General features: G+C 61.1%; 22 protein-coding genes. 12 read left to right on the forward strand and 10 right to left on the reverse strand.

The features are described from left to right. The first annotated feature begins 30 nt into the window (after positions 1–30). A complete protein-coding gene (cysD, locus tag ACIGEK_RS18955; RefSeq protein WP_397494798.1) occupies positions 31–948 on the forward strand; it encodes a sulfate adenylyltransferase subunit CysD in 918 nt (305 codons plus the stop codon). Between the two features lies 1 nt (position 949). Continuing rightward, on the forward strand, positions 950–2851 hold the full coding sequence (cysN, locus tag ACIGEK_RS18960) for a sulfate adenylyltransferase subunit CysN (protein ID WP_397494799.1): 1902 nt from the start codon (positions 950–952) through the stop codon (positions 2849–2851). A gap of 301 nt (positions 2852–3152) precedes the next feature. On the opposite strand, the gene ACIGEK_RS18965 is transcribed toward cysN, so the two are convergent. Next, positions 3153–3590, reverse strand: a complete 438-nt coding sequence (locus ACIGEK_RS18965; protein ID WP_397494800.1) for a YhcB family protein — start codon at positions 3588–3590, stop codon at positions 3153–3155. A gap of 152 nt (positions 3591–3742) precedes the next feature. Here ACIGEK_RS18965 and ACIGEK_RS18970 point away from each other — a divergent pair, with 152 nt between their 5' ends. From ACIGEK_RS18970 to ACIGEK_RS18985, 4 genes are all read left to right on the forward strand, one after another. Beyond that, on the forward strand, positions 3743–4372 hold the full coding sequence (locus ACIGEK_RS18970; protein WP_397494801.1) for an alpha/beta hydrolase: 630 nt from the start codon (positions 3743–3745) through the stop codon (positions 4370–4372). A 28-nt stretch (positions 4373–4400) separates the two neighbouring features. Continuing rightward, on the forward strand, positions 4401–5747 hold the full coding sequence (locus ACIGEK_RS18975; RefSeq protein ID WP_397494802.1) for a tryptophan--tRNA ligase: 1347 nt from the start codon (positions 4401–4403) through the stop codon (positions 5745–5747). Positions 5748–5863: 116 nt separating this feature from the next. Further along, a complete protein-coding gene (gene zapE / locus ACIGEK_RS18980) occupies positions 5864–6958 on the forward strand; it encodes a cell division protein ZapE (protein ID WP_397494803.1) in 1095 nt (364 codons plus the stop codon). A 279-nt stretch (positions 6959–7237) separates the two neighbouring features. After that, positions 7238–8578: a DEAD/DEAH box helicase gene (locus ACIGEK_RS18985; RefSeq protein ID WP_397494804.1), complete on the forward strand. Its 1341-nt coding sequence runs from the start codon at positions 7238–7240 to the stop codon at positions 8576–8578. Positions 8579–8580: 2 nt separating this feature from the next. Here the strand turns inward: ACIGEK_RS18985 and ACIGEK_RS18990 are convergent, their stop codons facing one another. The 3 genes from ACIGEK_RS18990 to ACIGEK_RS19000 all read right to left on the reverse strand — a co-directional run bounded on the left by ACIGEK_RS18990 (position 8581) and on the right by ACIGEK_RS19000 (position 11394). Beyond that, positions 8581–9054 (reverse strand): PAS domain-containing protein, encoded by a 474-nt coding sequence (locus ACIGEK_RS18990; RefSeq protein ID WP_397494805.1) that lies wholly within the window; start codon positions 9052–9054, stop codon positions 8581–8583. Positions 9055–9065: 11 nt separating this feature from the next. Further along, the gene (locus tag ACIGEK_RS18995) at positions 9066–10067 is read right to left on the reverse strand and encodes a response regulator (protein WP_397494806.1); all 1002 of its coding nucleotides are present in this window, start codon (positions 10065–10067) and stop codon (positions 9066–9068) included. A gap of 85 nt (positions 10068–10152) precedes the next feature. Further along, positions 10153–11394 (reverse strand): TIGR03862 family flavoprotein, encoded by a 1242-nt coding sequence (locus ACIGEK_RS19000; RefSeq protein WP_397494807.1) that lies wholly within the window; start codon positions 11392–11394, stop codon positions 10153–10155. Positions 11395–11506: 112 nt separating this feature from the next. Here ACIGEK_RS19000 and ACIGEK_RS19005 point away from each other — a divergent pair, with 112 nt between their 5' ends. Next, on the forward strand, positions 11507–12640 hold the full coding sequence (locus tag ACIGEK_RS19005) for an aminotransferase class V-fold PLP-dependent enzyme (protein ID WP_397494808.1): 1134 nt from the start codon (positions 11507–11509) through the stop codon (positions 12638–12640). A gap of 112 nt (positions 12641–12752) precedes the next feature. On the opposite strand, the gene ACIGEK_RS19010 is transcribed toward ACIGEK_RS19005, so the two are convergent. Genes ACIGEK_RS19010 through ACIGEK_RS19020 form a run of 3 tightly spaced genes read right to left on the reverse strand, consistent with a single transcriptional unit; the run spans position 12753 to position 15729 of the window. Next, the gene (locus tag ACIGEK_RS19010) at positions 12753–13577 is read right to left on the reverse strand and encodes a class I SAM-dependent methyltransferase (protein ID WP_397494809.1); all 825 of its coding nucleotides are present in this window, start codon (positions 13575–13577) and stop codon (positions 12753–12755) included. A 13-nt stretch (positions 13578–13590) separates the two neighbouring features. Then, positions 13591–14751 (reverse strand): class C beta-lactamase, encoded by a 1161-nt coding sequence (gene ampC, locus ACIGEK_RS19015; RefSeq protein WP_397494810.1) that lies wholly within the window; start codon positions 14749–14751, stop codon positions 13591–13593. 57 nt (positions 14752–14808) lie between these two features. After that, positions 14809–15729, reverse strand: a complete 921-nt coding sequence (locus ACIGEK_RS19020) for a histone deacetylase (RefSeq protein WP_397494811.1) — start codon at positions 15727–15729, stop codon at positions 14809–14811. A gap of 184 nt (positions 15730–15913) precedes the next feature. Between ACIGEK_RS19020 and tesB the strand changes: the two genes are divergently transcribed. Next, positions 15914–16783 (forward strand): acyl-CoA thioesterase II, encoded by an 870-nt coding sequence (tesB, locus tag ACIGEK_RS19025; protein WP_397494812.1) that lies wholly within the window; start codon positions 15914–15916, stop codon positions 16781–16783. Then, positions 16780–17367 (forward strand): HAD family hydrolase, encoded by a 588-nt coding sequence (locus ACIGEK_RS19030; protein WP_397494813.1) that lies wholly within the window; start codon positions 16780–16782, stop codon positions 17365–17367. The genes tesB and ACIGEK_RS19030 overlap by 4 nt, the downstream gene beginning before the upstream one ends. A 96-nt stretch (positions 17368–17463) precedes the next feature. Here ACIGEK_RS19030 and cueR read toward each other — a convergent pair whose 3' ends face one another. Together cueR and ACIGEK_RS19040 are read right to left on the reverse strand one after the other, a co-directional pair. Continuing rightward, entirely contained in the window at positions 17464–17862 is a 399-nt protein-coding gene (cueR, locus tag ACIGEK_RS19035) for a Cu(I)-responsive transcriptional regulator (protein ID WP_397494814.1), read from the reverse strand. A gap of 21 nt (positions 17863–17883) precedes the next feature. After that, on the reverse strand, positions 17884–20271 hold the full coding sequence (locus tag ACIGEK_RS19040; RefSeq protein WP_397494815.1) for a heavy metal translocating P-type ATPase: 2388 nt from the start codon (positions 20269–20271) through the stop codon (positions 17884–17886). Between the two features lie 299 nt (positions 20272–20570). On the opposite strand from ACIGEK_RS19040, the gene ACIGEK_RS19045 reads away from it, so the two are divergent. After that, entirely contained in the window at positions 20571–20783 is a 213-nt protein-coding gene (locus ACIGEK_RS19045) for a heavy-metal-associated domain-containing protein (protein WP_397494816.1), read from the forward strand. Here ACIGEK_RS19045 and ACIGEK_RS19050 read toward each other — a convergent pair. Beyond that, positions 20770–21414 carry a TetR family transcriptional regulator gene (locus tag ACIGEK_RS19050; RefSeq protein ID WP_397494817.1) on the reverse strand — a complete coding sequence of 215 codons (645 nt, stop codon included), beginning with the start codon at positions 21412–21414 and terminating at the stop codon, positions 20770–20772. The genes ACIGEK_RS19045 and ACIGEK_RS19050 overlap by 14 nt on opposite strands. A 138-nt stretch (positions 21415–21552) precedes the next feature. Between ACIGEK_RS19050 and ACIGEK_RS19055 the strand changes: the two genes are divergently transcribed. Together ACIGEK_RS19055 and ACIGEK_RS19060 are read left to right on the forward strand one after the other, a co-directional pair. After that, positions 21553–22692 (forward strand): efflux RND transporter periplasmic adaptor subunit, encoded by a 1140-nt coding sequence (locus ACIGEK_RS19055; RefSeq protein ID WP_397494818.1) that lies wholly within the window; start codon positions 21553–21555, stop codon positions 22690–22692. Positions 22693–22704: 12 nt separating this feature from the next. After that, positions 22705–25833 carry an efflux RND transporter permease subunit gene (locus tag ACIGEK_RS19060; RefSeq protein WP_397494819.1) on the forward strand — a complete coding sequence of 1043 codons (3129 nt, stop codon included), beginning with the start codon at positions 22705–22707 and terminating at the stop codon, positions 25831–25833. Positions 25834–25889 lie beyond the last annotated feature (56 nt).

A 25889-nucleotide genomic window follows, 5' to 3' on the forward strand; every position in this document is an offset into this window, starting at 1 on the left:
GCCCAAACACATTGCAACGCGTGAGTAGCCATGCTCGATAAACTGACCCACCTGAAACAGCTGGAGGCGGAAAGTATCCACATCATTCGTGAAGTGGCCGCCGAATTCGACAACCCGGTAATGCTCTATTCCATCGGTAAAGACTCCGCCGTGATGCTGCACCTGGCACGCAAGGCGTTCTTCCCTGGCAGGCTGCCGTTCCCGGTGATGCACGTCGATACCCGCTGGAAGTTTCAGGAGATGTACAGCTTCCGCGAGAAGATGGTTAACGAGTACGGTCTGGACCTGATCACCCACACCAACCCCGATGGCGTGGCGCAGGACATGAACCCCTTCACCTACGGCAGTGCCAAGCACACCGACGTGATGAAGACCGAGGGCCTCAAGCAGGCGCTGGACAAGTATGGTTTCGACGCCGCCTTCGGTGGCGCGCGCCGCGATGAAGAGAAGTCCCGCGCCAAAGAACGCGTGTACTCCTTCCGCGACAGCAAGCACCGCTGGGACCCGAAGAATCAGCGTCCCGAGCTGTGGAATGTGTACAACGGCAACGTCAAAAAGGGCGAGTCGATCCGGGTATTCCCGCTGTCCAACTGGACTGAGCTGGATATCTGGCAGTACATCTATTTAGAAAGCATCCCGATCGTGCCGCTGTATTTCGCCGAAGAGCGCGAAGTGATCGAGATGAACGGCGCGCTGATCATGATCGACGACGAGCGCATCCTCGAACACCTCACTCCAGAGCAGAAAGCCAGCATCCATAAAAAGATGGTGCGCTTCCGTACCCTCGGCTGCTACCCGCTGACCGGTGCGGTGGAGTCCACGGCAACCAGCTTGCCGGAGATTATTCAGGAAATGCTGTTGGCCAAAACCTCTGAGCGCCAAGGCCGAGTCATCGACCATGACTCCTCCGGCTCGATGGAAGAGAAGAAACGTCAGGGGTACTTTTAATATGTCGCACCAATCCGATTTGATCAGTGAGGACATCCTCGCCTACCTCGGCCAGCACGAGCGTAAAGAGTTGCTGCGCTTTCTTACCTGCGGCAACGTCGATGACGGCAAAAGCACCCTGATCGGCCGCCTGCTGCATGACTCCAAGATGATCTATGAAGACCATTTGGACGCCATCACCAAAGACTCGAAAAAATCCGGCACCACGGGTGAAGAGGTCGATTTGGCACTGCTGGTCGACGGCCTGCAAGCCGAGCGCGAGCAGGGCATCACCATTGATGTGGCCTACCGTTATTTCAGCACCACCAAGCGCAAGTTCATCATCGCCGACACCCCCGGCCATGAGCAGTACACCCGCAACATGGCCACCGGCGCATCCAACTGTGACCTGGCGATCATTCTGATCGACGCCCGTTACGGTGTGCAGACCCAGACCAAACGCCACAGCTTTATTGCCTCCTTGCTGGGCATCAAGCACATCGTCATTGCGGTCAACAAGATGGACCTCAAAGGCTTCGATCAGGGCGTATTTGAGCAGATCAAGGCCGATTACCTGAAGTTTGTCGAAGGCATTGCCTTCAAACCAAGCTCGATGCACTTCGTGCCGATGTCGGCGCTGAAGGGCGACAACGTGGTCAACAAGAGCGAGCAGTCGCCTTGGTACACCGGCCAGTCGCTGATGGAAATTCTCGAAACCGTGGAAGTGGCAGGCGACCGTAATTTTGACGACCTGCGCTTCCCGGTGCAGTACGTCAATCGGCCGAATCTGAACTTCCGTGGCTTCGCCGGCACCCTGGCCAGCGGCATTGTGCGCAAAGGTGACGAAGTCATCGCGCTGCCGTCGGGCAAGGGCAGCAAGGTCAAATCCATCGTCACCTTTGAAGGTGAGCTGGAGCAGGCCGGTCCAGGTCAGGCGATCACCATCACTCTGGAAGATGAGATCGACGTATCGCGCGGCGACATGCTGGTGCATGGCGACAACCGCCCACAGATCAGTGACAGCTTTGATGCCATGCTGGTGTGGATGGCTGAAGAGCCGATGCTGCCGGGCAAGAAATATGACATCAAGCGCGCTACCAGTTATGTGCCAGGCTCGATTGCCAGCATCGCTCACCGGGTTGATGTAAATACCCTCGAAGAGGGCGCAGCGAGCAGCTTGCAACTCAACGAAATTGGCCAGGTGCGCATTGCCCTGGATGCACCGATTGCGCTGGACGGCTATGCGCACAACCGCACCACTGGTTCCTTTATCATCATCGACCGCCTGACCAACGGCACTGTCGGTGCAGGCATGATCATCGCCGAGCCATTGGGCGCCAAAGGTTCCGTGAGCCACCACGGCGCGCTGGCCCACGTGTCCACCGAGGAGCGTGCCGCACGCTTCGGTCAGCAGCCTGCCACCGTGTTGTTCAGCGGCCTGTCGGGCGCTGGCAAGAGCACCCTGGCCTACGCGGTGGAGCGCAAGCTGTTCGACATGGGCCGTGCGGTGTATGTGCTGGATGGGCAGAATCTGCGTCATGACTTGAACAAGGGCTTGCCGCAGGATCGCGCCGGGCGTACCGAAAACTGGCGCCGCGCCGCTCACGTTGCACGTCAGTTCAACGAAGCTGGCCTGCTGACCCTGGCTGCATTCGTTGCGCCGGATGCCGAAGGCCGTGAGCAGGCCAAGGCGTTGATCGGTGCCGAGCGCTTGATCACCGTCTACGTGCAGGCGTCCCCGCAGGTTTGCGCTGAGCGTGATCCGCAAGGGCTGTATGCCGCCGGTGGTGACAATATCCCAGGCGAGTCCTTCCCATATGACGTGCCGCTGAATGCCGATCTGGTGATCGATACGCAGTCAGTGTCGGTGGAAGAGGGCGTTAAGCAAGTGCTGGCTCTGCTGCGCGAGCGTGGCGCGATCTAAGACCCTGTTTACGATCAGCTGCGCGTCGGCCCTGCGGCGTTAAAAACAGGCTCGGCTGGCCGCGTGCGGCCAGCGCGCTTCAGCGCGACCCGAAGGGCGAGTGAAACGAGTAATGCTCATGTACAAAAGTACACTGGTGTGCGAGCCCACTCCGCTTCCTCGCCTGTTTTTGCCTTGCAGGACTCTAGCTCGCAAGCTCGTAAGCAGGCTCTAAACGAACTTGCTGCCCAATAAAAAGCCCCGCCTAGTGCGGGGCTTTTTATTGGCTGCTTGGTCGCCGAAGCGACCGAGTCAGCGGCTATTACTTGTTCTTCAAGCCGTAGCTAGCATCGAGCATACCCGGTACATCGGCGCTTTTCGGCGCGTAGTCCTTGGGCATTTCATTGTTTTTCGGCGGTGTCAGGCGCTCGCGTTTCTCGCTGGCATCCTCAGTATGCAAGGCTGCAAGCAGGCGCTGGCGGGTTAGCTCGTCGAGGGCCAAGCGGTTGGCACCGTCGGACAGGTGTTCCTGCACGTCCTGATAGCTCTGGGTGAGCTTCTTTACCATGCTGGCGGTGGTATTGAAGTGGCTGACCACCTCACTCTGATAGGTGTCAAAGCGCTCCTGCATTTCGTCCAGCTGGCGCTGGGTGCGGCTTGGGGCTGCATTGGGGGCCAGGCGAGCAATCAGGAAGCCAATGGCAATGCCGGCAACCAGGGTAATGGCGGGTAGCAGCCAGGCGGTGAGCGTCTGTTCCACGAGTCCTTCCTCTCTAAACGGCTTTGCTTTACGTTAACGGCTCGAACCTGCGCTGTATACCGCAATGCAATGCCGAAACGTTTGCGGTGTTGTGTGCGGCGCAGGCTGTCAGCTAGACGAGTCGACCCACTGCGAGGTCACGGAGTTCCCTGTTGCTCACCCGCGAAACCCCTCTGATGATTGCTGGCCCGAGCGGCCAACTCGAAGCCCTGTGGCTGGATGCCCCCGACGCCCGTGGCGTAGCGCTGATCTGTCACCCCAACCCGGTGCAGGGCGGCACCATGCTCAACAAGGTGGTCTCCACCCTGCAGCGCACTGCCCGCGACAGTGGCCTGGCCACGTTGCGCTTTAATTACCGTGGTGTCGGCGCCAGCGCCGGCAGCCACGATATGGCCTGTGGTGAGGTGGATGATGCCGAGGCCGTGGCCAACTGGCTGCGCGCGCAGCACCCCGAGTTACCGCTGACCTTGCTGGGCTTTTCCTTTGGCGGCTTTGTCGCCGCCGCCCTCGGCGCGCGGCTGGAAGCCCAGGGCGTAACGCTCGACAAGCTGTTTATGGTGGCACCGGCAGTGCATCGCCTTACTGAAGAAAGCCCCCCAGCCAGCAATTGCCCGCTGGTCCTGATTCAGCCCGAGGACGACGAAGTGATCGATCCACAAGTGGTTTACCAGTGGTCGGCGGCACTCGGGCGTGCCCATGAGCTGCTGAAAGTGGCAGAATGCGGCCACTTTTTTCACGGCAAGTTAACGGATCTCAAGGATCTGCTGCTGCCGCGTCTCTGAACTGATTGAGCCCCAATAAGCGAACGTTATGACCACTCGTATCCTTACCGGCATCACCACCACCGGCACGCCGCACCTAGGCAACTACGCGGGCGCGATTCGCCCGGCTATCGTTGCCAGCCGCGCTGCCGATGCGGATTCGTTCTACTTTCTGGCCGACTACCACGCGCTGATCAAGTGTGATGAGCCGGCGCGTATCCAACGTTCACGCCTGGAAATCGCCGCTACCTGGCTGGCGCTGGGCCTGGATACCGATAAGGCAACCTTCTACCGTCAGTCGGACATCCCCGAGATTCCCGAGCTGTGCTGGTTGCTCACCTGCGTAGCCGGCAAGGGCCTGCTGAACCGCGCCCACGCCTACAAGGCTTCGGTGGACAAGAACATCGAGCAGGGCGAGGACCCGGACGCAGGGATCACCATGGGCCTGTTCAGCTACCCGGTGCTGATGGCCGCGGACATTCTGATGTTCAACGCGCACAAGGTGCCGGTCGGCCGTGACCAGATTCAGCACGTGGAAATGGCTCGCGATATTGGCCAGCGCTTTAACCACCTGTTCGGCAATGGCAAGGAGCTGTTCACCCTGCCTGAGGCGGTGATCGAGGAAGACGTGGCGACCTTGCCGGGCCTCGACGGGCGCAAGATGAGCAAAAGCTACGACAACACCATTCCGTTGTTCGGTAGTGCCAAGCAGCTCAAGGATGCCGTAGCGCGGGTCGTAACTGACTCCAAACTGCCGGGCGAGCCGAAAGACCCGGACAGCTCGCACCTGTTCACTCTTTATCAGGCTTTTGCTGCACCGACCCAGCAGGCGGACTTCCGTGCTGCGCTGGAGGGCGGTATGGCCTGGGGCGAAGCCAAGCAGGCGCTGTGCAACCTGCTGGAAGCCGAGTTGGGCGAAGCCCGCGAGCGGTATCACGCGCTGATCAGCTCGCCGGCCGACCTGGAAGATATCCTCCTGGCCGGTGCCGCCAAGGCGCGCAAGACGGCCACGCCGTTTCTCGGTGAGCTGCGTGAGGCTGTTGGTCTGCGCTCCTTCCGCAGCCAGGCCGTCAACACGGCGGGTGAGAAGAAGAAAGCTGGCAAGAGCGCACGTTTTGTCAGCTTCCGTGACGACGACGGTAGCTTCCGCTTCCGCCTGCTGGATGCCTCCGGCGAGCAGCTGTTGCTGTCCAAGTCCTTTGCCGATGGCAAAGCGGCAGGCATGGTTAACAAGCGTCTACAGTCCGGCGAAGCACTGGATGTTCGCGAGCAGGACGGTGGCTTCGGCGTCTGGTTGGACGATGAATGCGTGGCGCAAAGCCCGGCATTCCCTGATAGCAGCGCCTGTCAGGCAGCTATTCAGCGTCTGCGTGAGGCTCTCGCGCCAGCGGAGTAACGCGTTGGGCGGTGCATTAATCGGATTTCCGCCCGCCAGCCGTGCTGGCCGATTGCCAATCAACGGGGGCGTCGCTAAAGTAACGCCCCCGTTTTACTTGCCCGGCTAACGAATTTATGACGCCCTTAGAACGCTACCAGGCTGACCTTAAACGCCCTGAATTTTTTCATGACGCCGCCCAGGAAACTGCGGTGCGTCATCTGCAGCGCCTGTATGACGATCTGGTCGCCGCAGACAAAGGCAGCGCAGGCGTGTTCGGCAAGCTGTTCGGCAAGAAGCCGCAGGGGCCGGTCAAGGGCCTGTATTTCTGGGGCGGCGTCGGGCGCGGCAAGACCTACCTGGTCGACACCTTCTTCGATTCGCTGCCGTTCGAGCGCAAGGTGCGCACGCACTTCCACCGCTTTATGAAGCGCGTGCATGAAGAAATGCGCAGCCTCAAGGGCGAGAAGAACCCGCTGACCATTATCGGTAAGCGTTTTGCCGATGAGGCGCGGGTGATCTGCTTTGACGAGTTCTTCGTCAGCGACATTACCGATGCGATGATCCTCGCCACCCTGATGGAAGAGTTGTTCAAGAACGGTGTCAGCCTGGTCGCGACCTCCAATATCGTGCCAGACGGCCTGTACAAGGACGGCCTGCAGCGCGCGCGCTTCCTGCCGGCGATTGCCCTGCTCAAGCAGCACACCGAAATCGTCAACGTCGACAGCGGCATCGACTACCGCCTGCGCGCTCTGGAGCAGGCTGAGCTATTCCACTGGCCGCTGGATGCTGCCGCTGAAGAGAGCCTGCAGAAGAGTTTCTCCAGCCTGCTGCCTGAGCACTGTGTGGTGCAGGAAAACGAGCCGCTAATGGTCGAGAACCGCGCCATCGTTGCGCGCAAGGTCGGTGATGACGTGGGCTGGTTCGACTTCCGCGAGCTGTGCGACGGCCCACGCAGCCAGAACGACTACATCGAGTTGGGCAAGATTTTCCATGCCGTACTGCTGTCCAACGTCGAACAGATGAGCACCGCCAAGGATGATATGGCGCGGCGCTTTATCAACCTGGTGGACGAGTTCTACGACCGTAACGTCAAGCTGATCATCTCCGCCGAAGTAGAGCTGAAAGACCTCTACACCGGCGGTCGCCTGACCTTCGAGTTCCAGCGCACCCTCAGCCGCTTGCTGGAAATGCAATCGCATGAGTTTCTCGCGCGTCCGCACAAGCCCTGAGAACCTGCTGACGATCTGCTGCGCGTCGGCCCTGCTGCGTTAAAAACAGGCTCAGAATGCTCATTTACACCAGTAAACTCCGCTTCCTCGCCTGTTTTTGCCTTGCATGGCTCTAGCTCGCGAGATCGTAAGCAGGTTCTGATCTAGCGTATTTACGTTCGCTGCCAAAGCCCGGATTTATCCGGGCTTTGTATTTGATGGCCTGCTGAAGACAACCGGGCCGTCTGCGCCCAGGCAGGATAAACTCTGCCCCATCGACTTATTTCAGCGGTTAGCCCTATGACGTTTGCCTCCCTCGGCCTGATCGAGCCTCTGCTGCGTACCCTCGACAGCCTCGACTACAAAACCCCCACCGCCGTACAGGCCCAGGCCATTGTGCCGGTCCTGCACGGTCGCGATCTGATGGCCGCTGCGCAAACCGGCACCGGCAAGACCGCCGGCTTTGCCCTGCCTGTGTTACAGCGGCTGATGATGGAAGGCCCAGAGGTGGCGAGCAACTCGGTGCGCGCACTGGTGCTGGTGCCGACCCGCGAGCTGGCTGAGCAGGTGCTGCAGAGCTTTATCACCTACGGCCAGCACCTGCCGCTGCGCAGTTATGCGGTGTATGGCGGGGTCAGCATCAACCCGCAGATGATGAAGCTGCGTAAAGGCGTGGACGTGCTGGTGGCCACCCCCGGCCGCTTGCTCGACCTGTTCCGGCAGAACGCGGTGAAGTTCAATCAGGTGCAAACCCTGGTGCTGGATGAAGCCGACCGCATGCTCGACCTGGGTTTTGCCAACGAGTTGGAGAGCGTGTTCCGCGCACTGCCGAGAAAGCGCCAGACCCTGCTGTTCTCCGCGACCTTCTCCGAAGCGATCCGTAGCATGGCCGGCGAAATGCTCAATGACCCGCTGAGCATCGAGGTCAGCCCGCGCAACGCCGCTGCCAAGTCGGTCAAGCAGTGGCTGATCCCGGTGGACAAGAAGCGCAAGAGCGAGCTGTTTCTGCATCTGTATCAGGCCAAGCGCTGGAGTCAGGCGTTGGTCTTCGTGAAAACTCGCAAGGGTGTTGATGAGCTGGAGGGCGAGTTGCAGCGCCACGGCATCAGTGCCGACTCGATTCACGGTGACAAACCCCAGGCCACGCGCCAGCGCGCCCTGCAGCGCTTCAAGGATGGTGAGGTCAAGGTGCTGGTGGCCACCGATGTGGCGGCCCGTGGTCTGGATATCGACACCATGCCGCTGGTGGTGAATTTTGATCTGCCGATTGTTGCCGAGGATTATGTGCACCGCATCGGTCGTACCGGGCGGGCGGGCTCCACAGGGCAGGCGGTTTCACTGGTCTGCGCCGATGAGGTGCAGTTGCTCTCGGCCATTGAAACCCTGACCCAGCAGGTGCTGCAGCGTATCGACGAGCCGGACTTTATCCCAGATCACCGCGTGCCACAGACGCTGCCCGGTGGCCAGGTGGTGAAAAAGCCGAAGAAAGCCAAGAAGCCGAAAGTGGTCGGCGGCGGCAAGGGCGGTAGCCTGGGGCGCTGGATGGAGGCTGACGAGCCGGCCGCCCCATCGGTCAAAGCCGTGCGCAAGGTGCCGAGCTTTGGTGGTAAAGCAGGTAAGCCGGGTAAATTTACCAAGTAGCTTTAGGTTTGCGGGACGGCTTGCGCGGCAGCTTGGGCTGCTGCCAGCTGCTTCTTGTGGGTCGCAGCTGCGGTCATGTCGTAAATTACTACGCAGATGTGCTCGACCTCACCGGTGGCACCCGCCAGGGGCAGCAGGGTGACGTTCTGGTACATAAAGTCTTCCTGCCCGGTGATCGGCTGGTAGTTCTTGAAGTGCATCAGGTACGGATGCTGCTCCCACAGGCTGAACGCGCGGGTGCCGAGTTGCACCACCGTATCGACCTTACGTTTTAACCAAACCTCGTTGATCTCTGGGAACAGGCTGAACAGGTTTTTGCCGTGCACCTCATCCGGGCCCATGCCGGAGTGGTTTTCCATAAAGCTGTTCCATACCTCGACCTGGTACTGGCGGTCGAGCACGATGACGCCAACGTCGATGCACTGCACGATGTCGAGCAGCCAATGCACTTCTTTAATATCTATCTGTGCGGGCATGGACGTACCGCCTAGTTCATCAGGTAGTTGATCTTGTTGGTCAGGCGTTTGATTGAGTCTTCGGTAAACAGCAGCAACAGGTCGAAGTGAATGTTGTTCGCCTCCAGGCTGTAGCTGACCTCCACCGCCAGGGTTTTCTTCCAGCGGCGCTGATTGAGGTGAATCAGTTGCTCGATGGAGGAATGCTGACCGAGCAGTTGCGGATGTCCCTGAGAAAAACGCACGTCGATCTGTTCGGCAATCCCAGCCAGGCAGGCGCCGATCAGAATGCTGGCCAGATCCAGAAGCATTTCCGAGGTTTCCAGATCATCTTTCGGCTGCCATTTGAGCAGGCGCGCCATGTCGGAAACTTCCGAGTCATGGAACAGCAGCAGCGATTCGCCGGCGATGCCATCACCGATAAAACCTTGGCATACCGCGCTCATGCGCTCGCCATGCATGGCGTCGGTGAGGGTCATGTGCAGTTCGCTGACTTCGAAGATGTTCACCTGCGGCACCGGCAGTTGCACGAACACGCCGAGTGCTTTGGCCAGCAGCGCGGCGGCGCGCCCCATGGCGACGTTAGTGATCTCGCGCAGGGCATCGCGGAAGTTAACCTTTAGCTCATCGAGCAGCGCTGCCTGGGCCACGGCGCCAGGCGTAGCTTTGGGGTCGAACAAGCCGAGTTCGAGCAGGGTGCTGCGCAGAATATCGGGGTCGGCGGGCTTCTTGATAAAGGCCAGTGCACCGAGTTCCTTGACCCGGCGTACGGCTTCATCCTGGACGTCGCCGGAGACCACTACGACCTTGCAGGCCAGACCCTCGGCGCGCATGGCCGCAAGGGTTTCGTAGCCGTCGAGCACTGGCATGGTCAGGTCCAGTAACATCACCTGGCCCAGCCCCTGGCGAAGCGCGGCCAAGGCTTCCTGACCATTGGTGGCCTGGCTGATGGTCACCGGCCATTCGGGCGGCAGGGCGCGAATCAACTGCTTGCGCGCCATGTTCGAGTCGTCGCAGACCACTAGTGGAATCACGGCTAGAGAGTACCTGTGCGCGTGGAAGAACACCGCTCTATGACGGTTTTCCCAAGCATAGTCGCTTGAGGTACGCCGTGTGGGGTTATCTGGTGTGTGGCAGCCACTCGAGCATGCCCTGCGCGGCGCGGCGGCCGCTGGCAAAGCAGGCGGTCAGCAGGTAGCCGCCGGTGGGCGCCTCCCAGTCGAGCATTTCTCCGGCGCAGAAGATGCCAGGCAGCGCCTTGAGCATCAGCTTGTCGTCCAGCTGCTCGAAGGGCACGCCGCCGGCTGTGCTAATGGCTTCATCCAGTGGCCGTGGGCGGATCAGGGTGATCGGCAGGGACTTGATTGCACTGGCTAGCAGCGCCGGATCATTAAACACATCCGCGCTGGCCAGCTCGCGCAGCAAGGCGGTTTTGACCCCGTCGATCCCTGCCTGGCGATGCAGGTGTTTGGCCATCGACTGCGAGCCGCGCGGCTTGCTCAGGGCTGTCTGCAGCTTGGTCAGCGGCGTTTGTGGCAGCAGGTCTAGATGGACGGTGGCGCTGTCGCGCTGGTTAATCGTTTCGCGAATAGCGGCCGACAGGGCATACACCAGGCTGCCTTCGATGCCGCTGGTAGTCAGTACAAACTCGCCCAGGCGGGGCTCTACGCCCGTCAGGCTGAGGCTGACGTTTTTCAGCGGTGCGCCGGCGAACTTGTCACGCAGAAACGGGCTCCAGACGCTGACATCAAAGCCGCAGTTGCTTGCTTGCAAGGGCGCGATCTGCACGCCACGGTTTTGCAGCAGGCTGACCCAAGCGCCATCCGAGCCCAGCCGCGCCCAGCTGCCGCCGCCCAGTGCCAACAGGGTGGCGTCAGTATTAACTGTGCGTTCGCCGGCAGGTGAGGCAATACGCAGCGCGCCTTGCGTATCCCAACCCAGCCAGCGATGTCGGGTATGGATCTGCACCCCCAGCTCGCGCAGGCGCTTAAGCCAGGCGCGCAGCAGCGGTGCGGCTTTCATATCGCTGGGGAATACCCGGCCCGAGGTGCCGACAAAGGTGTCGATCCCCAGCCCATGAATCCAGGCGCGCAGGGCGTCGGCATCGAAATCCTGCAGCAGCTCGGCCACTTCTGCTTGGCGCTGGCCATAGCGGGCGACAAAGGCCGGCTTGGCCTCGGAGTGAGTGATATTCATGCCGCCCACACCAGCCAGGAGGAACTTGCGGCCGACCGAAGGCATACCGTCGTAAAGATCGACCTGCACACCGCCCTGGGACAGAACTTCAGCGGCCATCAGCCCGGCAGGGCCGCCGCCGATAATGGCAACGCGTGGAGCGGGCTTTGGCAAGGCACTGTTCATGGCGGTTTCGGCGTGGGGTGTGGCCGCGCATTCTAACCGAGGCGGCGTCTGCCTTGTCATTTGCCCCGGCTTCGGGCAGGGTCGCAGTCAGAATTTCTGACTGGAGCCCCTTATGTCTGACCTCTACCCCAGCATCGACCCCGACGGCCTGATCGAATACTCGGTGGTCTACACTGACCGCTCCCTCAACCACATGTCGCAGTCGTTTCAGGGCGTGATGAAGGATATTTCCAGCACCCTGAAACAGGTCTACAACGCCCACGCCATGGCCATCGTGCCCGGTAGCGGTACCTATGGCATGGAAGCGGTGGCGCGTCAGCTGGCCACCGGGCAGAAGTGCCTGGTGCTGCGCAATGGCTGGTTCAGTTACCGCTGGACGCAGATTTTCGAGATGGGCCAGATCCCCTCTGAATCGATTGTGCTCAAGGCTCGCCCGGTCGCTGAGGGCAGCCAGGCGGCGTTCTCCCCGCCACGGCTGGTCGATGTGCTGGCAGTAATCGCTGCGGAAAAACCGCAGGTGGTGTTCGCCCCGCATGTGGAAACCTCTTCCGGCATGATTCTGCCAGACGGCTACCTGCGCGCCGTGGCGGATGCTGTGCATGCGGTCGGCGGCCTGTTTGTGCTCGATTGCATCGCTTCCGGCACCCTCTGGGTGGATATGCAGGCCTGTGGTATCGACGTGCTGATCAGCGCACCGCAGAAAGGCTGGAGCGCCTCGCCGTGTTGTGCTCTGGTGATGCTCAGCGAGGCCGCCCAGGCCCGCGTCGAAGCCACCCAGAGCACCAGCTTTGCCTGCGACCTGAAGAAGTGGCTGCAGATCATGCAGGCCTATGAGCAGGGCGGCCACGCCTACCACGCCACCATGCCAAGCGATGCCCTGGCGCGTTTTCGCGATGCCATGCGTGAGGCAGAAGCCATCGGCTTTGCCACCGTACGCAACCAGCAGCAGGAACTTGGCGAGCGTGTGCGTGCCTTGCTGGCCAGCAAAGGCTTTAAAAGCGTTGCCGCGGAAGGCTTCGAGGCTCCAGGCGTAGTGGTGTGCTACACCACCGATGGCAATATCAAGAACGGCAGCAAATTCGCCGCCTTAGGCCTGCAAATCGCGGCCGGCGTACCGCTGCAATGCGACGAACCGGCGGATTTCCAGACCTTCCGCCTGGGGCTGTTCGGCCTGGACAAGCTGGGCAATATCGACCGCACCGTGGCGACTCTGGAGCAGGCGCTGGATAAGGTGCTGGCGGAGTAACCGATGCGCAGGATGGGTCGGGCCGCGCAGGTTGAGCATCGCGCCATCTATGACTCTCCTGGCGTCGCAGCGATACCTGCCGATGGGTATCGCTGCGCTCAACGCCACGGGTTTAGCCGACCTTGACTGCCAGCAGCGTGTAGCTCAACGGCAGTCTTTCCGGCTGGTTGTCCAGCCGCCACTCACCATCCTCGCCCAGGCTCATCTGGCCCGGCAGGGCTTCCCAGGGCAGGCTGGTGTGCTCTTCCAGGGCCGTCAGGCGCATGCCGTGGCGCAGCAGCGCCGTAATGATTTCGCCCAGGCCGTGGTTCCATTCGTGGGTGATGGTGGCCTTAAGCGTGGTGTCGGTTGCTACGTAGGTGTTCTCGTCATCCCAGACCATCGGCTCGCTATGTTCGAAGTACGGTTGGGTGATCTGCAGGGCATGCTGACAGTCTTCGTCGAGTGTCATCAGCACGGGGTGGGCTTCGCGCAGAAATAGGCGTCCGCCTGGCTTGAGTAGGGCCGCGACATTGCGCGCCCAGTCATCAAGCTGCGGCAGCCAGTTCAGTGCGCCAATGCCGGTGTAGACCAGGTCAAACGAGTGCGCGCCGAGCACCTTGGCGGCGTCGTAGACCGAGGCTTCGACAAATTCGATGTGCTCACCGCAGCTGCTCGCCAGTTTTCCGGCTTGCTCCAGCGAGGCGGAGGAAAAGTCCAGCCCCGTCATCTGTGCGCCCAGGCGGGCCAGCGACAGGGTGTCGGTGCCGATATGGCACTGCAGGTGCACCGCGCGCAGGCCGCTGATATCGCCGAGGCGCGGCAGGTCAAAACGCACCACCTCGGATAAGTGCTCGGGTGAGGCGATAAATAGCTGAATCTGGTAATCGGGCGAGGCTGCATGCAAGGCGGCGCGCTCGTTCCAGTTGGCTTTGTTCAGGGCAAACGAGTCATCCATGACGGTATTCCATTCAGTGTGTGGTGGCGTGTTTATCCAGCGCGCTCAGTATGGCGTAGGCGGCCTTGATTCGGGCCGCGTTGGGGTAGTTCTTGTTGGCCAGCATAACCAGGCCGAGGTTCTGGCTGGGGACAAATACGGCGTAGGCGCCGAAGCCGCCGGTTGAGCCGGTTTTATTGAACAGGCTGTCGCTCGGCTCAAACTCGGGTGGTAGCAGGCGCGTGGCGGGTTGTGACTCCAAGGCCATGGCTGGGGAATTGCCAGCTTGCAGGCGCTCCAGGCTGATCGGGTAGGGGTAGCGCTCCCAGCCGAGGCCCTGAGTCATTTCGCCAACGCGGTAATAACCGGCGTGGGTAATGCCGATAGCGTGCTGCAGGTCAGGGTTTAGGCCAGCAGGGCTGATGTTGGCCTGGACAAAACGCAGCATGTCCTTGGCGTTGGTTTTCACCCCGTAGGCTTCGGCGTCGAGCATCCCTGGTGAGACGCGCAGCGGCTGGTTGTCCTTGCTGTAGCCGTAGGCATAGCTCGGCATCTGCGCCGCCGGCACCAGGATATAGCTGTGCGATATGCCTAGTGCGGGGAACAGCGTGCCCTCCATCAGCGCGGGGAACGGCTGGCCCATGCTGCGCGCGGCGAGGTAGCCGAGCAGGCCAATGCTGGGGTTGGAATAGCGTCTGTGAGTGCCGGCAATATGCTCTGGCTGCCACTGGCGGTAATAGGTGAGCATGCTGGCTGGGTCGGTCACGTTGTCGGGGAACTGCAGCGGCAGCCCACCGGCGGTGTAGGTTCCGAGGTTGAGCAGGCTGGTATGCTCCAGCTGGCTGCCGCGCAGCTCGGGCCAGTGTTGGCCGGCGCTGTCCATCAGGGTCAGCTTGCCGGTGGTCTGCGCCAGGGCAGCGAGGGTGGCGGTTAACGGTTTACTCAGCGAGCCGATTTCAAACAGGGTATCGCTGGTCACGGGCTGCTGGTCGTCCAGCCGCGCCACGCCATAGTTGAAGTAGTGTGCCTGACCGTTTTGGCTGATCGCCACGGCCATGCCGGCGATGTCGTATTCCGCCATCACCGGGCGGATGGTGGCGTCCACCAGCGACTGCAGTGTGTCGTCGGCGTGTGCGGCCGTGCCGAATGCCAGTGCGGCCAGCAGGGCCGGCAGTGTTCTGAGTTTTGTGTACATGCTGTGTGATATTCCGTGGTCGTGGAGATGCGCGATGTGACAGCGCATGTAGCTCTTTTATCCCAGCCCGTGCGTTTGCCAGACCTTTGCCGCGCTGTGATGCAGAATGCCGTGGCGCTGGGCCAGGGCCATGCGGTCCTTGTCGTAGCCGCCGCCGATCAGTCCGACCACCGGGATATCGCGGCTCAGACAGTGGTTGAGCACGGCTTCATCACGGGCGGCGATGCCGGCATCCGTCAGGTTAAGGTAGCCGAGGGCATCGTGCTGGTGCACATCGACGCCAGCGTCGTACAACACGATGTCCGGCTGATAGAGCGGCAGCAGGTAGTTGAGGGTGTCGTTGACCACCTTGAGGTAGTCGTCATCGCCCATACCGTTGGGCAGGGGAATATCCCAGTCGCTGGCGGCTTTGCGTGCCGGGTAATTCTTTTCGCAGTGCAGCGACACGGTGATCGCCTCCGGGGTGTTTTCCAGCAGGCGCGCGGTGCCGTCGCCCTGGTGCACGTCGCAGTCGAAGATCAGCACGCGTTGGGCCTTGCCACTGGCCAGCAGGTACTGACTGATCACCGCCAGGTCATTGAAGATGCAGAAGCCGGCCGGATGGTCGTAATGCGCATGGTGGGTACCGCCAGCCAGGTGGCAAGCCAGGCCATGCTGCAGGGCTTGTTCGGCGGCCAGCAGCGAGCCGCCCACGGCGCGAATAGTGCGTTGCGCCAGAGCGGCGCTCCAGGGCAGGCCGAGGCGGCGCTGCTCTTCATAAGCCAGTTCGCCGCTGGCGAAACGCTGGATATAGGCCGGGCAGTGAGCCAGGGCGAGTACGTCCGTTGGGCACAGGTCGGGGCGTAGCAGCTCGGCGTCGGTGCTCAGGCCGCTGCCGACGAGGTGATCGCGTAACAGGCGGAACTTCTCCATGGGGAAGCGGTGGCCGGTCGGGAAGGGCGGGCTGTAATCGTCGTGGTAGACCAGCGGCAGACGCATGGGAGCGTGCTCGAGCGGAGATGCGGCGAGTATGGCGGCATGGCTGCCCAAGCCTCAAGTCTGGCTCCCGATTGGCCAGAATGCTGCCATTATTGTCCGCATCCATCTTTCAGTCGGGCCGACAAGTGTTGGCAAAGTCTTTACCATCTCGCCCCCAGTCAGGTGCGTTTACAGGAGAGCATGCATGAGTCAGGTGTTGAATGAGTTGGTCGCCCTGCTGACCCTGGAAACCATCGAAGAGAATCTGTTTCGTGGCGTCAGCCAGGATCTCGGTTTTCGCCAGTTGTATGGTGGCCAGGTTCTGGGGCAGTGCGTTTCGGCGGCCAGTCAGACGGTAGATACTGCGCGGCATGTGCATTCTATGCACGGCTACTTCCTGCGCCCCGGCGATGCCACGTTGCCAGTGGTTTATCAGGTTGAGCGTGTGCGTGATGGCGGCAGCTTCAGCACGCGGCGGGTCACGGCGATTCAGAAGGGCAAACCGATCTTTACCTGCAGCGCATCGTTCCAGTCCGATGAAGAAGGCTTTCATCACCAGAATCTGATGCCAGAAGTGCCGGGGCCGGAAGAATTGAAATCGGAAACCGAGCTGGCGCGCCTGGTGGTCGATGCCTTGCCGGAGCGCATGCGCGAGCGGGCGGTGAGCGACAAGCCAATCGAAATCCGCCCGGTAACCGTCGGCAATCCCTTTGCGCCCAAACCCAGTGAGCCGGCCAAACATGTGTGGTTTCGCGCTGCGGGCGAGCTGCCGGATGATCCGCAGCTGCACAAATATCTGCTGGGCTACGCCAGCGACTTCAACCTGCTGACCACTTCGATGCTGCCGCACGGCGTATCGGTGTGGCAGAAGTTTATGCAGGTCGCCAGTCTCGACCACTCGCTGTGGTTCCACGGCAATCTGCGTATGGACGACTGGCTGTTGTACAGCATGGACAGCCCCTGGGCCGGTAATGCCCGTGGATTCTCTCGTGGCAGCATCTTCAATCGTCAGGGCCAGCTGGTTGCATCGGTCGCCCAGGAAGGTCTGACCCGCGTGCGTGAGGATTGGAAATGACTTTGCGCAGTGCGAAGCACTGGGTCTTCGATATGGACGGCACCCTGACCCTGGCGGTGCACGACTTCGAGGCCATCAAGCGGGCGCTGGATATTCCCCTTGAGGACGACATCCTCAGCCATTTGGCGGCGCTGCCGGAAGCGCTGGCTGCGGCCAAGCATGCCTGGCTGCTGGAGCACGAGCGCGAACTGGCGCTGACTGCTGAACCGGCGCCTGGGGCGATTGAACTGGTACGCGAGCTGCACGGGCGTGGTTGCCGGCTTGGCATCCTCACCCGCAATGCTCATGAACTGGCGTTGTTGACCCTGCGCGCCATTGGCCTGGATGACTGCTTTGCCGTGCCGGACGTGATCGGCCGCGATGAAGCACCGCCCAAGCCTGACCCGGGCGGCTTGCTGCATTTCGCCAAAACCTGGCAGGTGGCGCCGAGTGAGCTGGTGATGGTCGGCGATTACCGTTTCGACCTGGAATGCGCTCGCGCGGCTGGCGCGCGCAGCGTGCTGGTCAATCTGGCGGAAAATCCCTGGCCGGAGCTGGTTGATCATTTCGCCGTGGATTGTCGGGCGTTGCAGCAGGTGTTGTAGGGTGAGGCGGGGCGCGTAGCTGAAGCTCTTTTCATCCACCACGGGGTCGCTGCTAGTGGATGGGTGAGGCGTGATCCACCCTACGGTTTGCCTGTTTTAATGGCAGCAGCCGGACTCCAGATCCTTGAGGATCGGGCAGTCCGGGCGGTCGTTGCCCTGGCAGTTGTCCATCAAATCCTTGAGCGTGTCGCGCAGGCCGCTGAGTTCGCTGATCTTGCGTTCCAGCTCGCTGATATGCGTGGCGGCGAGGGCTTTCACATCGGCACTGGCGCGCTGGCGGTCCTGCCACAGGGCCAGTAGCTGGCTGACTTCGGCTAGGGAGAAGCCGAGATCGCGCGAGCGTTTGATGAAGGCCAGGCGATGCAGGTCCTGTGGGCTGTACTGACGGTAGCCGCTGTCGGTACGGCCAGCCTCGGGCAGCAGGTCGATGCTTTCGTAGTAGCGGATCATCTTGGCGCTAAGGCCGGTTTTTTTCGCAGCTTGGCCGATATTCATCGTCGTCTCCTGCCCTGCGGCCTATTCGTGGTCTTTGGGTTTCCAGGTTTTTAGCAGTAACGCATTACTCACCACGCTGACGCTGGAAAGCGCCATGGCTGCGCCGGCCAGCATCGGGTTGAGCAGGCCGGCGGCCGCTAACGGAATGCCGACCAGGTTATAGGCGAAGGCCCAGAACAGGTTCTGGCGGATTTTGTTGTAGGTCCGCCGGCTGATATCCAGGGCATCGGCCACCAGCCGTGGGTCGCCGCGCATCAAGGTAATACCGGCCGCGTGCATGGCCACATCGGTACCGCTGCCCATGGCGATGCCGACATCCGCTGCCGCCAGCGCCGGGGCATCGTTGATGCCGTCACCGACCATGGCTACAACGGCGTCCTTCTTCAACTCAGTGATGATCGCCGCTTTGTTTGCTGGCAGCACTTCAGCGTGCGCGGCCTTAATACCCAGTGCCTGTGCCACTGAATTTACGCTGCCTTTGTTGTCGCCACTGATTAGGTGACTGGTGATGCCTTGCGCGCTCAGTGCACTGATGGCCTCTGCCGCACCCTCCTTGAGCGTGTCACCAAAGGCAAACAGGCCCAGTACCTGGGGTTGCGGTGCAAGCTCCATCAGCCAGGACAGGGTGCGGCCTTCAGCCTCCCAAGCCAACGCTTCGGCGATCAGTGTCTGGTTTTGCAGCCAGTGTTCTTCCAATAGGCGCTTATTGCCCAGGGCCAACTGCCGATCGCCAATTTTTCCGGCGATACCGCGTCCGGCCAAGGCTTGGCTGTCGCTGACCTCGGCCAGTGTCAGCTGCTGTTCGGCGCATTGGTCCAGTACCGCCTTGGCCAGGGGATGTTCACTGCCGCGTTGCAGGGCGCCGGCCAGTTGCAGCAATTGCGTGGCGTCGCCGTCGACAGCCTGCATGTGGGCGATGCGTGGCGAGCCGGAGGTCAGCGTGCCGGTCTTATCGAAGGCCACCAGCGTTACTGAATGAGCGACTTCCAAGGCTTCAGCGTCCTTGATCAGAATGCCGTGGCGCGCAGCCACGCCGGTGCCGGCCATGATGGCAGTGGGGGTCGCCAGGCCAAGGGCGCAGGGGCAGGCAATCACCAGTACGGCCACCGCGTTGAGTAGCGCTGTCTCAATACTGGCGCCGAGCAGCAGCCAGGTCACCAGAGTGGCCAGGGCGATCAGCAATACGCTGGGGACGAAAATACGGCTGACTTTATCCACCAGTTTCTGGATCGGCGCCTTGGCCGCCTGGGCATCTTCGACTAGGCGGATGATGCGCGACAACACGGTTTCGGCACCGAGCGCGGTGGTTTCGATCAGTAAGCGGCCTTCACCGTTGATCGCTCCAGCAGTGACGCTGTCACCCGGTTGTTTGGGTTGCGGCAGGCTTTCGCCGCTGATCAGCGCTTCATCGGCATCGCTCTGGCCTTCCTTTACCACGCCATCGACCGGGAAGCGCTCGCCAGGCTTGACCACGATGGTGTCGCCCAACTGCAGCTCAGCCAGCGCTACCCATTGCTCGACGCCGCCCTGCAGGCGCAGGGCGCGTTCCGGACGCAGGGCCTGCAAGGCGCGGATGGCGCTGCTGGTCTGGCGTTTGGCGCGGCTTTCGAGGTATTTGCCGAGCAGAATCAGCGTGATAATTACCGCTGAGGCTTCGAAATACAGATGCGGCATGCTGCCAGTCGGGCTTGCCGCCCATTGATAGAGGCTTAGGCCATAGGCGGCGCTGGTGCCGATGGCCACCAGCTGATCCATATTCCCCGCACGGGCGCGCAGGGCACTCCAGGCTGCGCGGTAGAAACGCGCGCCGAAGATAAATTGCACGGGTGTGGCCAGTGCAAACTGCAGCCACGCCGGCAGCATCCAGTGCAGGCCGAAGGGTTCGACAAGCATGGGGATGACCAGCGGTACTGTCAGCACAATGGCCAGTAGCAGCGCCCAGCGTTCGCGCTGCAGATGCTGCTTAGCCGTTGGCTGGGCCTGGGCTGTATCGTCCAGCAGGCTGGCGCTATAGCCGGCATGACTGACGGCTTGCAGTAGAGTGCTGTGATCAGTGACACGCAGCACCTGCAGCTGCGCCCGTTCGCTGGCCAGGTTGACGCTGACCGAAAGCACCCCCGGTTGCTGCGCCAGGGCACGTTCGATACGCCCTGCACAGCTGGCGCAGGTCATGCCGGAAAGAGCCAGCTCCAGGCGCTCGCTGGGCACCTCATACCCGGCCGCACTGACGGCATTAACCAGTTGTTCCAGGCTGTCGGCAGGCGCTTCGACGCGCGCCTGTTCACTGGCCAGGTTGATGCTGACGCTGGCGACATCGGCCACCTTGGCCAGAGCGCGCTCGACCCGCCCGGCGCAGCTGGCGCAGGTCATGCCGCTGATGGGCAGGTTGAAGGTGGTGAGGCTGGACATGAGAGGTCCTCCATTGAGTTCCAGCACAGGATCAACCTTGCCATGTGGGTAAGGTCAAGCGTTGTTTTATGGCTGCCATCCATGGCCGTCACCCCACGGGCCGTTGTTGCGCGACGTTAAAAATCGCGCCCTGCGATTTTTTATGGCGTTGCACCCTTGGCCGTCACCCTGCGGGTCGTCGCTGCGCGGCGTTGAGAGTAACTTCCGGTGATTTTTTATCCCTTGACCTTACCCTTATGGCAAGGCCAACACTCAGTTATCCGTTTACCATGGCGACTTATTTATATAGGAGGTTGTTTATGCAGGTATCTCAGGTTCACGCATTCCGGGTTGATGGCATGACCTGCCAGCATTGCGTCAAGACCATCACCGAGGCGCTGTTGGCCTGTGACCCGGCGGCTGATGTGAAAGTGAAGTTTCCCGGCGGTGAAGTGCGGGTGAGCAGCAGCGTTCCGGTTGATCAGTTGATGGTCGCCATCGTCGAGCAGGGCTACGGCGTTAGCCTGGCGTAAGCACAGCCGGGTTTGGCCAGTCGCGGATCAGCCCACGAAAGCAGGCGTCGATCATCGGTGCGGTATCGCTGAGCGGGTCGAACAGGTTGGGGTCGCGCGACCAGTCGTAGAACAGACCAATCAGCAGTGCATGCACGGTACGCGCGGCCAGGCGTGGTGTCAGCCCGGCATGCAGGCGCAGGCGCACTGACGGCGTGTTGAATTGCTGCTCGCAGAGCGCGATAAACAGGTTGATAAAGGCTTCTTGGCGCTCTTCGGCCTCGCGCAGTTCTTCGGTGAACTCACACTTGCGCAGCAGAATGGTGAAGATGCGCTTCTTCTGCGGCTCGCGGGCCAGGTTTTCGATGGCTTCAATACACAGCTCACGCAAGGTCTGCAGTGGATCGTGTTCGGGGCAGCCACGCATACGTTCGGCCAGCTGTTCCGGCGGCAGGCGTACCTGATTGAGCATGGCATTGAACAGGTCAGCCTTGTTGGCAAAGTGCCAATACACCGCGCCGCGCGTCACCCCTGCATGCCGGGCGATGTGCTCAAGGCTAGTGTGCGCCACGCCTTTTTCCAGAAACAGCGCTTCGGCGGCCTCTAGGATGGCGCAGCGGGTTCTCTCGGCGTCTTGTTTGGTTCGGCGCATGGCAACAGGCGTATTTCTGGCTAGGCTGAGCACAAAGTGTAATGAACTTAAGGGTAATGTTCTATTTACAAACACTTGTGTATGTATCTAGCATTGCCGGTCTCAAACGTCGCGCCTTGCGTTTTTTCGGAGACACCCATGCTTTTTCCTCGTCGCTTGCCGGTTACTGCCGGTTCCTTGCTGTTGGCTTTTTTGGCCGCTCCGCTGTTTGCCGCCGATGCTCCGCCAGCGCCCGAGGTGGTGGTCGAAACCGTCAAGGCCGAGGCACTGCCGCTGGAGCTTGAATACTCCGCGCGCACTGCCGGTTTCCGTGAAGTGCAGGTGCGGGCCCAGGTCAGTGGCATTCTGCAGGAACGCACCTATCTGGAAGGCAGCCAGGTCAAGAAAGGCCAGGTAATGTTTCGCATCGATCCGCGCACCTATCAGGCCGCGCTGAGCCGTGCCAAGGGTGCTTTGGCGCAGGAACAGGCGCGTTACCGTCAAACTGAGCGTGATCTCAAACGTATCCGCGAGTTGCAGAAAAAGGGCTTTGCCAGCGAAAGCGAGCTGGACAATGCCGTCTCCAACTTCGAGCAGAGCAAGGCGAATATCCAGGCCGCCGAGGCCGAAGTGCAGTCCAAGCAGATCGACCTCGATTACACCACGGTAAAAGCGCCGATCTCCGGCATCACCAGTAAGGAAACTGTCTCCGAAGGCAGCCTGATGGTGGCCGGTGATCCAAGTGCCAGCCTGCTGAGTAACATTACTCAGTTGGATCCGATCTACGTCAACTTCGCCGCCCCTGATTCCGATGTGGAGAGTGTGCGCAGTGGCCTGCAGAACGGCAGCCTGGTGCTGCCGGAAGACGGCAAGATGGGCGTGCAGATTACCCTCGGTGACGGCAGCGTCTATCCGCTGGAAGGCAAGGTGGATTTCACCGACAGCCTGATTGATCGCGGCACCGGCACCGTCAGCGCGCGCGCGGTGGTGCCTAACCCAGAGCAGACGCTATTGCCGGGTCAGTTCGTCCGTGTGCAGGTCAAGGGCCTGAGTATTCCCAACGCCATGACTCTGCCTGAGCGCGCGATTGCCCAAGGCCCTGGCGGCACCTTTGTTTACGTGGTTGATGAAGGCGGCGTGGCGCGGATGCGTCAGGTCACTACCGGGCATACGGCCAAAGGCCGCTGGGTGATTGTTTCCGGCATCAGCGCCGGTGATCGGGTGATCGTCGAGGGCCTGCCGAAGGTGCGCCCGGACACCCCGGTAAAAGTTGCCGCCCCAGCCGCCAGTCAATCTTAAGGAGCGTTCCCGGTGATCTCACGCTTCTTTATCGACCGTCCGGTATTTTCCGCGGTCATCTCGATCATCATCGTGCTCGCGGGCCTCATGGCCATGCGCTCGTTACCGATCGCTCAGTACCCACAGATCCTTCCGCCGCAGGTGTCGGTCAGCGCCAGCTATGCCGGTGCCAGCGCTCAGGTGATTGCCGAGACAGTGGCCGCACCGTTGGAGCAGTCGATCAACGGCGTCGAGGGAATGATCTACCAGCAGTCCAACTCCGGCGGCAACGCCATGAGCCTGTCGGTGTACTTCGAGGTGGGCCGCGATCCTGATCAGGCCACCATCGACGTTAACAACCGCGTCCAGGCTGCCCTGGCCAAACTGCCGGAAGAAGTCCGTCGACAGGGCGTCAAGGTGCAGAAGAAGTCCTCGGACATCCTTCAGGTGGTCACCCTGTACTCGTCGGATGGCTCGCGCGACCCGGTTTATATCAGCAACTACGCGCTGATCAATGTCATCGACGAACTCAAGCGCCTGCCGGGCGTGGGCGATGTCAGCCAGTTCGGCTCGAAAGACTATTCCATGCGCATCTGGCTGCGTCCGGACAAGCTGGCGCAGTACAACCTGACGCCGACCGATGTGGTCAATTCAATCCGTGAGCAAAACTCGCAGTTTGCCGCCGGCAGCTTTGGCCAGCAGCCGCTCAAGCAGGAGCAGGATTTCACCTACACGGTGACCACCCAGGGCCGCTTCACCGACCCGAAAGAGTTTGAAAACGTCATTCTGCGCACCGACGACACTGGCGCCAGTCTGCTGCTCAAGGATGTCGCGCGGATCGAATTGGGCGCACAGGACTATTCGCTGATGACCTCGCTCAACGGTCAGCAGAACGCTGCCTTTGGCGTATACCTGCAGCCAGGCGCTAATGCCCTGGATACCGCCGAAGCGGTCAGCAAAACCCTGGAGCGTCTATCAAAGAACTTCCCCAGCGGCATGACCTACAAGGTGCCATACGACACCACCAAGTTCGTTCGGGTGTCGATTGAGGAGGTGATTCACACCTTCTTCGAGGCCTTGATCCTAGTAGTACTGGTGGTGTTTATCTTCCTGCAGAACTGGCGCGCCACGCTGATCCCGGTGTTGGCGATTCCAGTCTCGCTGGTCGGCACTTTCGCCGGTATGTACATGCTCGGTTTCTCGATCAACCTGCTGACGCTGTTCGGCATGGTGCTGGCCATTGGTATCGTGGTCGACGACGCCATTGTGGTGATCGAGAACGTCGAGCGGGTGATGGCCACCGATAAGATCGGGCCGCGTGAGGCAACCATCAAGGCCATGGAGGAGGTAACCGGGCCGATCATTGCCATCGTCCTGGTGCTCTGTGCGGTATTCGTACCGGTGGGCTTCCTCGGCGGCCTGGCCGGGGAGATGTATAAACAGTTTGCTATCACCATTGCCGTGTCGGTGGTGATCTCCGGCATTGTCGCCCTGACCCTCAGCCCAGCTCTCTGCGCCTTGCTGCTCAAGCCTGGGCACCATGAGCCGGCTGCGCCGTTCCGCGCTTTTAACCGCGTCTTTGACAAGCTGACCAACGGCTATACCGCTGGCGTGCGCTTTTTCCTCAAGCGTTCGGCGGTGGGCCTGTTGCTGTTCGGCGCGATGATTGCGGTGATGGTGCTGCTGTTCAACCGGGTGCCCAGCTCCCTGGTCCCAAACGAAGACCAGGGTTATGTGATCAACGCCTACTTCCTGCCGCCTGCTGCCTCGCTGACCCGCACCGAGAAACTGACCGGTGACGTGACCCAGCAGTTGATGAAGCATCCGGCGGTGCAGGATGTAGTGACCTTCGCCGGCTTTGACGTGCTGACTTTTGGCACCCGCAGCAACGCCGGGGTGTCCTTCGTGCCGCTGAAAGACTGGAGCGAGCGCACCACGCCTGAGCTGGATGCGCGCAACCTGACCGGTGAGTTTATGGGCATGGGAGCGGCGCAGAAAGATGGCGTGGTACTCAGCTTCAACCCGCCACCGATCACCGGTATGAGCACCACCGGCGGTTTCGAAGGCTTTATTCAGGATCGCAGCGGCGGCACCACCGCCGAGCTGGCGGCCAAGGTGCAGGCCTTCCTCGCAGCGGCGGCGAAACGCCCTGAGCTGGCTGGGGTGCAGAGCACCTTCAGTGCCAACGTGCCGCAGTACTTTATCGACCTGGACCGCACCAAGGCGCGTGCTCTGGGTGTGGCGGTGAATGATGTATTCACCGCGATGCAGGCCACGTTCGGTAGCTACTACGTCAACGATTTCAGCCTGTATGGGCGCACCTTCCAGGTCAGCCTGCAGGCTGAAGCGGAGTTCCGCAGCAAGCCTGAAGACCTGTCCCAGGTCTATGTGCGTGCGGGCAGCGGCGAGCTGGTGTCGCTGGCCAGTCTGGTCAAGGTTGAGCGGATTCTCGGCCCGGATACCTACGCACGCTTCAACGTCTATCCGGCAGCGAAGATCCTCGGCGGGCCGGCACCTGGCTACAGCTCTGGGCAGGCCCTGAGCGTAATTCAGGAGGTGGCGGATGAGGTACTCGGTAGCGATTACAGCATCGGCTGGACCGGCTCGGCCTTCCAGGAAGTGGCCTCGCAAGGTTCGGGCAGCAGTGCCTTTATCTTCGGCCTGATCATGGTGTTCCTGATCCTTGCCGCTCAGTACGAGCGTTGGACTCTGCCGCTGGCAGTGGTCACTGCTGTGCCGTTCGCAGTGTTCGGGGCGATTCTCGCGGTGTGGTTGCGCGGCATCGAGAACGACCTGTACTTCCAGGTCGGCCTGGTCACTCTGATCGGTCTGGCGGCGAAGAACGCCATTCTCATTGTCGAGTTCGCAGTGCTCAATCGGCACCAGGGCATGGGCATTTTCGAGTCTGCGCTGGAGGCTTCGCGCCTGCGTTTCCGGCCGATCATCATGACCTCGCTGGCCTTTATTCTCGGTGTTGTGCCGCTGGCGATCAGCACGGGCGCAGGCTCGGCCAGTCGTCACTCGATCGGCACCGGGGTAATCGGCGGGATGATGGCGGCAACCTTCCTGGCGATCTTCCTGATCCCGATGTTCTACCTGCTGGTGGAATCGCTGGCAGAGAAAATCGGCAAAGGCAGGAAAAAGGCCGATACGTCGGCTTGATTCCACGGTACTAGCCTGAGGCGTAGGTTGACTTGCAGCGTGCAGCGCAAGCCAAC

The sequence above is a fragment of the Pseudomonas sp. NPDC079086 genome (genome assembly GCF_044542155.1).
Lineage (GTDB): Bacteria > Pseudomonadota > Gammaproteobacteria > Pseudomonadales > Pseudomonadaceae > Aquipseudomonas.

Coding starts and splice junctions, on each gene's coding strand:
- cysD (WP_397494798.1), top strand. CDS start 31: ATGCTCGATAAACTGACCCACCTGAAACAGCTGGAGGCGGAAAGTATC.
- cysN (WP_397494799.1), top strand. CDS start 950: ATGTCGCACCAATCCGATTTGATCAGTGAGGACATCCTCGCCTACCTC.
- ACIGEK_RS18975 (WP_397494802.1), top strand. CDS start 4,401: ATGACCACTCGTATCCTTACCGGCATCACCACCACCGGCACGCCGCAC.
- zapE (WP_397494803.1), top strand. CDS start 5,864: ATGACGCCCTTAGAACGCTACCAGGCTGACCTTAAACGCCCTGAATTT.
- ACIGEK_RS18985 (WP_397494804.1), top strand. CDS start 7,238: ATGACGTTTGCCTCCCTCGGCCTGATCGAGCCTCTGCTGCGTACCCTC.
- ACIGEK_RS18990 (WP_397494805.1), bottom strand. CDS start 9,054: ATGCCCGCACAGATAGATATTAAAGAAGTGCATTGGCTGCTCGACATC.
- ACIGEK_RS19000 (WP_397494807.1), bottom strand. CDS start 11,394: ATGAACAGTGCCTTGCCAAAGCCCGCTCCACGCGTTGCCATTATCGGC.
- ACIGEK_RS19005 (WP_397494808.1), top strand. CDS start 11,507: ATGTCTGACCTCTACCCCAGCATCGACCCCGACGGCCTGATCGAATAC.
- ACIGEK_RS19010 (WP_397494809.1), bottom strand. CDS start 13,577: ATGGATGACTCGTTTGCCCTGAACAAAGCCAACTGGAACGAGCGCGCC.
- ampC (WP_397494810.1), bottom strand. CDS start 14,751: ATGTACACAAAACTCAGAACACTGCCGGCCCTGCTGGCCGCACTGGCA.
- ACIGEK_RS19020 (WP_397494811.1), bottom strand. CDS start 15,729: ATGCGTCTGCCGCTGGTCTACCACGACGATTACAGCCCGCCCTTCCCG.
- tesB (WP_397494812.1), top strand. CDS start 15,914: ATGAGTCAGGTGTTGAATGAGTTGGTCGCCCTGCTGACCCTGGAAACC.
- ACIGEK_RS19030 (WP_397494813.1), top strand. CDS start 16,780: ATGACTTTGCGCAGTGCGAAGCACTGGGTCTTCGATATGGACGGCACC.
- cueR (WP_397494814.1), bottom strand. CDS start 17,862: ATGAATATCGGCCAAGCTGCGAAAAAAACCGGCCTTAGCGCCAAGATG.
- ACIGEK_RS19040 (WP_397494815.1), bottom strand. CDS start 20,271: ATGTCCAGCCTCACCACCTTCAACCTGCCCATCAGCGGCATGACCTGC.
- ACIGEK_RS19045 (WP_397494816.1), top strand. CDS start 20,571: ATGCAGGTATCTCAGGTTCACGCATTCCGGGTTGATGGCATGACCTGC.
- ACIGEK_RS19050 (WP_397494817.1), bottom strand. CDS start 21,414: ATGCGCCGAACCAAACAAGACGCCGAGAGAACCCGCTGCGCCATCCTA.
- ACIGEK_RS19055 (WP_397494818.1), top strand. CDS start 21,553: ATGCTTTTTCCTCGTCGCTTGCCGGTTACTGCCGGTTCCTTGCTGTTG.